Origin of the sequence: Streptomyces mauvecolor (assembly GCF_039532965.1) — a bacterium.
Lineage (GTDB): Bacteria > Actinomycetota > Actinomycetes > Streptomycetales > Streptomycetaceae > Streptomyces > Streptomyces violascens.
Window position 1 is genome coordinate 86717 of the sequence record NZ_BAAASQ010000022.1, and the last position, 6427, is coordinate 93143.

Genomic DNA, 6427 nt, shown 5'->3' on the forward strand with positions numbered 1-6427 from the left:
ACAGAAAAGGGTGCCCCTCAAGTTCTTGAGCACATCGACTTTCTGACACCGTTTTATGGGCATGATCCGGCGCCGATCCGGCCACGCGCCGCCGTTTGCCGATCTTGCCCATCAATCGGTCGATTCATCAACAACGGTATGGCCAGCCGCCGCCCGCCAGCGGTTGAGGTTGGCCTGTGTACCGAGGGTGTGAGGGTGGTCGGGACCCAGTACCCGCACCATGTCGGCTACCAGCTCGGCGAATGCGGCTATGGCGCCTTCCCCGTCCCCAGCCCTCCCCCGCCACCCCGCGAGATCATCACGGATAGCGAAGGTGTGGGGGTGGTCGGGGCCCAGTACCCGCACCATGTCGGGCAACAGTTCGGCGAACCCTGTCACAGCACCTTCCGCGTCCCCAGCCCTCCCCTGAGATTCAGCTATGTCACCTCGGATGGCGAGGGTGTATGTGTGGTCGGGGCCCAGTACCCCCACCGCGTAGGCCAGATGTTGAGAGAGTGGTTCTACGGTGTCTTCAGCGCTCTCCCCGAGGGCGATGAGGTGACCGAGAGTGCCGAAAGTGTAGGGATGGCCAGGGCCGAGCGCCCGCACCATGTCGGTTAGTAATGCGTGGAGCGCCTCTGCAGCGCCTTCTGGGTCTCTAGACGCTCCCAGTTCGATGAGCATCTTTCGGACAAGGAGAGTGTGCGGGTGGTCGGGGCCCAGCGTCAGCGTCATGTCGGGCAGCAGTTCGGTGAGTGCTCTTGCGGCGCCTGCCGCGTCTCCGGCTTCGCGCATCCATCCGGCGAGGTCACCACGGGCGCGGAGTGTGTCGTAGTGGTCTGCGCCAAGTCGCTGGTTGGCGGTATCGGCTAGTTGGCGAAAGTAGATTACGGCGGCGCTGTACTGGCCTGTATTTCCGAGACTGCGGCCGGCGCGAAAGAGCACCTCGTGCGCTCCAGACTGGTACAGGGCGTCTTCGGCCTGACACCCCAGCGCCTCGGCGTTCGCACGGAAGGACTGACTGAGAGGGATATCTTGCTCGTTCTCGGGCCAAACAGTGGCGACAGCGTCAGCGGCTGCGCGGACGCGGTGGGCGTGCTCGGCGGTGGTGAGAGTGTCGCGGACAGCGCGTTGGATGAGCTGGTGGATGCGCACGGCCTGGTGCTCCGTGGCGGGGGTGTAGTCGATCAGACTGAGGCGATCCAGTGTCCGCAGTACCCCGCGCGCATCCTCGGCTGTCACGGGCGCGGGTGTGGCATGTGGGGGCCTGCTGCGGTGCCGGGGCCACCACCGTCGCGTCTCCGCTTGGCCGATATCCGCGGAGACTGCCGGCCGGGTTGCCCGCTCGGCGAGGTATTGGAGGGCCGGGGCTCCCGAGAGGACGGACGCAGGGATGCCGTTGGGGTTCAGCATCGCGGCGAGCTGCAGCATCGGGCGGGCCAGGCCCGCTGGTGGCAGCTGGTCGGCCCGATCGATGGACAGGGACCAGGCGGCGGCGAGCGTGGTGGCCTGGTCGTCGGGCAGCTTGGAAGGATCTGGCAGCACCTCGGTGAGGGTGTGGGCGCGGTCTGTGAGCAGTCGGTGGTAGGTAGTGCAGTCCAGGGCGGTGTCAATGAGGTATGCAGCTGCCTGGGAGAGCGCGAGCGGTAGGTGGCCGAGGTCCGCAGCGAGGAGAGCGAGTTGGTCGGCTGATTCGTGACGGTCATGGGCAGCGAGTGTGGCAGTCAGGTAGGCGGCAGCCTCTTGCTCGTTGAAGACGCCGACCGGCACCAGGCGGCGGCTGTCCCCTTGGAGAAGTTGGTCGCGGCGGCGGGTGGTGATGAGGGTGCGGCCGTGCGGGCTCCTGGGGGGCCACAGGCCACGCAGGTCGGCTGGGTCGGCCACGTCGTCGAGGACCACCAGCCACCGGACTCGCCTGGTGGGGCTGGGCTCCAGCCAGTTCAGGAACGCCCGTGCGGCCTCCTCGGGCTCGGGTTTGTCGGTGCCGAGGATCGCGGCCGCAGCTTCGGCTTCGGCGTAACCGGACATGATCGCGGTGGGGTCGCTGGCGGTCATCCACACCAGCAGATCCAGTGCGCCGGCCCGCAACAAGGCGCGCGCGTGGTGGGCGGCAAGCTGGGTCTTGCCGACCCCTCCCATGCCAGCCAGCACTGCCGTCCCGCCGTCGGCCATGGCCTGCTGCATCTGCTCTGCCGGCCTGCGGTCCAGGAAGTGGTCGGCCTGCCGGGGCAGTACGCCGACGGTGTGCGGCCAGGTAACGGGGCGCCGAGGCGGGGCGAAGAAGGAGGCGGAGACCTGGCCACCGGGCTCTACATTGTTGATGGCCATACTGCCGTTGGAGGCGTGGGCGTTCATGCCAGGTACGGCACGGCCCGATCCGGGCGCTGACGCAGGGGGTGGGCTGGTGGCGGCCGGTCCGTTCAGCCCTGGGACGGATCCGGCTTGGTAGGGGTGCCGACGCTCGCGCCCCCGTAGAGCATGTTGGCCGCGATCGAACCCTGCTCCGCCCTGGCGATCACATCGCCGCTCGCGGCGATTCCACCCTGCCCTGCCGAGGCGCCGCCCTGCGGGGCGTACTGCGTGAGCAGGGCGCGCAGTTCGGTAGCGGCCTGCTCACGCTGCTCGTCGTTCAGGCTTTCCAGCAGCGAGATGAACCAGGCTTCCCAGGTCGCTTCCTGGCGGATCCGCACCCGCTCGACCTGCTCCGCCCCGGCGGTCCTCAGGGCGGCTGCGGTCTGGTCAAGCCGTTCCAGCTCAGCGCTCTCACGCTGCGCGTTTCCGCGGCCGAACCACATTGCCACCTGCTGCCGGAATCCCGTCCACACATCCGTGCCTGCGGCCTGCACCACCGCTGTGCCACCCGCCGCGGCCAGCGCGGTCATCGCCTCCGTCAGCATCCCCGCCACCTTCCCCCAAGCAGTCCAGATCCGGCCAATACCCTGCGCAACGTATTCCATCAGATACGTTCAGCGACCGCTGTCGATTCCGTCAAGACAGCGCCCCCGGCTGGAACGCGGTCACGGTCGCCAACCGCTGCCCGCGGTCCGGGCACAGTGACCGCAGCGAGGTTCAGGCGAGCACCCATGTCGAGGTTCACCTCGCCGTACGGGCGTACGTGGGACCAGAACAGCGGGGTCAGGCCGCGCCGGTCAGCAGGGGTGAGGAGGCCGGCCCACTGGGGTTCGCTGAGGACGTCCTGGAGCATGAGGGTGTTCACGTAGACCAGGGCCGACTGGAGGATCCGCAGGCACAGGACGAACATCTCCTGCTCGTCGCGCCGGTTCGAGGCGATCTCCCCGCCCTTGCCGTAGGCGATCACGGAGTTTGCGCCGTTGGAGGACTCCATGACGTTCAGGCCCTCCTCGATCTCCCGCTGGAGGTCGCGCAGTCGCAGGTAGCGGGCTACGAAGATGGTCTTCTGAGCGCGCCCGACCTCCAGCATCGCCGCGTAGGTGGGGTGGGAGGCGTTGCGGGTGAAGCGCCGCAGGATCGCCTCGGTGGACGCGGTACGGGTTCGGATCGCGGTGGCGTACTTGATCATCTGGTCGTACTGCTGGGCGATGAGTTCCCAGCGGATCGGGCGGGTCAGCGCAGGGGTCAGTTGCGGGTAGGCGTCTGGTTCGCCGGCTGTCGGCCGGTACAGCTTCACCTTGTTGATCCGCTTGATCCTGGGCAGCAGGTCGAAGTTCAGCAGCCTCGTGATGCCGAACCCGATTTCCGACTGACCATGCGAGTCCGTGTAGTTCGCTTCCACGTCCATGGTGGCGCCGTGCCGCATGGCGCCCTCGATCATCGCGGCGACTTCGGAGGCGGTGCAGTTGATCAGCTGGGAGTGGATGGCCAGGGACTTCTTCTCCACATGCCAGTAGATGAGCACCCCGCGGCCGCCGTAGCGCGAGTGCCACTCCGTGAACAGGTTCTGGTCGTAGGCGCGCACGTGGGTGGAGTCGGAGGCGACGGCGGTCGAGCCCTGGCCCCACAGCTCGGTGCTGCGGGCGGCGAAGGTGGCATTCGCTATGTTCACGGCGATGGCGCGGGCGGCCTCCGCCGAAAGGTAGCGGCGCCGAACGTAGCGCAGTTCGTCCTCGGTGTGGCCGTGGCCGCCGGAGGCGACGGCCTTGATCCCGGTGTTCGTGCCGTACGCGTAGATGACCAGCAGCAGGCGTTCGGCCAGCACCTCCGCCGAGAGGCTGCCGCCGCCGGAGACGGAGGTGACCGCGTCCAGGCAGCCGGTCCGCAGCACCGCTTCCTTGAGCATGTCGATCAGGGGCACGATGCCCCACCGGCGCTGTACCTCGTTCTTGATCCGGCGCAGGTTGCGCGGCTCGGGCTGGGCCTCGGCCGGGGTGAGCCGGATCGCCCCGGACTTCCGCTCAGCGATGTCCAGCCACGCCAGCTTCGGCATCGTGTCGTTGAGGAGGGTCAGCTCGGTGGTCATCTGCTCGCGCAGCTCGTCGACGAAGTCGGCGGCGTCCAGCGGCTTGCGGAGCTCGCGGTAGTTCTCCTCGCGCCGCTCGGCGAAGTCCTGGGGCAGGTCCTCATCCGGGTTGCGCCACTTGTCAGCGCCGACGACCCAGATCTCCTTGCACTTGAGCTGGTCGCGCAGGGCCTGGAAGGCGACGACCTCGTAGACCATGCGCACCACCCGGCGCCGGCCCCGCTTGTCGGTGCGGTGGACGACCTCCGCCCAGTCCCCGCCCATCGCCTTGTGCACCGGCACCGTCTCGCCCAGCGGGTAGTACGTGGTGTTGCCCGCCGCCGCGTACCGGGCCACCAGCGCCAGGGCCTCGATCACCGGCTGGTGGGTGTGGTTGGACGAGCGGAACTCCAGCACGTCCAGCAGCTTGATCAGCCCGCGCCGGTAGTGGTTGGTGTACGACGCCTTCAACGTGGTCTGCACCGTGCGCCGGTAGACCGGGCCGCGGGTCTTGAACTCGTGCACCAGCTCCCGCAGCGTCTGCTCACCGCCGGACACCGCCGGGTAGACGACCTCCCGGACCGTGCCCTCCGGCTCGCCGATCGACGCCTCAGCGAGCTTGAAGAGGATGTTCTCCTTGCCCGACACCTTCTTGAACGCGTTGACCAGCTGCTCGGTGACCTTCTTCTCCGCCCGCGCCCCGATCCGGTGCACCGTGGAGATCAGCAGCTCCACCAGCGTGTCCGTGATCTCCCGCTCCCGCTCGTGCAGCAGCGCGGCCAGCAGCGTCACCCGCAACGGCACCGGGTGCGTGCGCAGATGGGAAGGGGACTCCACCGCGGCCCGCGCCCGCCATCCGGCCACCGCCTTCGGCGCGACGTCCGCGAACAGATCCGGCGGAAGCCCGACCGCGCGGACCGCCAGCAGCTTGGAGATCTCGGTGAGCATCGTCTCCAAGCTGACGTTGCCGGGCGCTTCTTTGACCTTCCCCAGGACCGGCGCACCGTCCTCACCCTCACCAGTACCGGCCTCACCGGGGTCGGCGTCGCCCTCCTGGTCGGCACCGGCGACCAGGGCCACGATCCGCTCGATGCTCTCCACCGTGAGCCGCGCCGAGATCCGCGCCGTCAGCGTCTCCTCAGCGACCCGCAGCGCCGCCCCCACGATCCGGTCACACCGCCCCGCCGTCGGCGGCTCGATGCACTCCGTACGACAACGGGCCAGCAGCTCCACCCGCACCTGCTCCGGCCGCCGCTCCTTGCAGGCGACGTGCTCGGCGAGCCAGGCCGTCAGCTTGTCCGCGTCCGCGACACTGCACTCACGAAAGCCCAGGTGCCCGCGGATCTGCGCACGGTGGTACTCGACTGTCCGGCCGCTCCACTCATACGCGTCCAGCTCGGACGCAGGCACCTGTACCTGCCGGGCGACGAACTCCACCGCCTCGCCCGGCAGCTCGGACCGGCCCCGGGGAAACCGGCCGTACTGCGTGTAGAACTTCAGCAACACCGCGAAGCCCAGTCGCGTCGCACCGCGCTTACCGGACACGAGCGGCTGCTCGTCCTTCAACAGCGTCCAGTGCTCGACCAGGGCGTCCAAGTCCAAAGGGGTACGGGCCACGGTCGTCGATCATCCTCGTGAGGCCTCACCCCGCGCAGCTGTACGACCCCGGACTCACCCACACGGGTGACACACCCGCAAGATCACCGTCGTTTGCGGCTGGTGACAGCGTTCTTACCGGCACCCCTACTTCGACGCCGTGGACATCGGCCCCGACCACGAGTTCGACGCCGGGATGGTCTCCGTCGCGCGTCGGCAGGTAGAGCGGATGCGGATGCTGGAGTGGGAGCTCACGGGGAAGCACCCGAGCGACATCGACCCTGACGCCGAATGATTCTCACAAACGGGGGGGGGCCTTTGCCCGAGCAAGATCAAGAACGAGCCGCAGAACCCCCGTTGATCTTGGATCGGTTCTCACTGAGCGTTTGGTTCGTTGATTGGCGTTTGCTCCCGGGTCAGGTTTCGCGCCAGTTG

At 68.1% G+C, this 6427-nt stretch carries 4 protein-coding genes; 1 reads left to right on the top strand and 3 read right to left on the bottom strand.

Features of this window, described 5'->3' with window-relative positions:
- Positions 1-111: 111 nt before the first annotated feature.
- The 3 genes from ABD346_RS27590 to ABD346_RS27600 form a co-directional block, all read right to left on the bottom strand.
- Positions 112-2334, bottom strand: coding sequence for a tetratricopeptide repeat protein (locus ABD346_RS27590; protein ID WP_344378523.1), 2223 nt, complete (start codon positions 2332-2334; stop codon positions 112-114).
- A gap of 65 nt (positions 2335-2399) precedes the next feature.
- Positions 2400-2876, bottom strand: coding sequence for a hypothetical protein (locus tag ABD346_RS27595; protein ID WP_344378524.1), 477 nt, complete (start codon positions 2874-2876; stop codon positions 2400-2402).
- Between the two features lie 59 nt (positions 2877-2935).
- A complete protein-coding gene (locus ABD346_RS27600) occupies positions 2936-6013 on the bottom strand; it encodes a Tn3 family transposase (RefSeq protein WP_344378525.1) in 3078 nt (1025 codons plus the stop codon).
- 139 nt (positions 6014-6152) lie between these two features.
- On the opposite strand from ABD346_RS27600, the gene ABD346_RS27605 reads away from it, so the two are divergent.
- Positions 6153-6287 carry a hypothetical protein gene (locus ABD346_RS27605; protein ID WP_344378526.1) on the top strand — a complete coding sequence of 45 codons (135 nt, stop codon included), beginning with the start codon at positions 6153-6155 and terminating at the stop codon, positions 6285-6287.
- The last annotated feature ends 140 nt before the right edge of the window (positions 6288-6427 follow it).

Excerpts from the sequence above, each read along its gene's own strand:
- ABD346_RS27590 (WP_344378523.1), bottom strand. The coding sequence starts at position 2,334 with ATGAACGCCCACGCCTCCAACGGCAGTATGGCCATCAACAATGTAGAG.
- ABD346_RS27595 (WP_344378524.1), bottom strand. The coding sequence starts at position 2,876 with ATGCTGACGGAGGCGATGACCGCGCTGGCCGCGGCGGGTGGCACAGCG.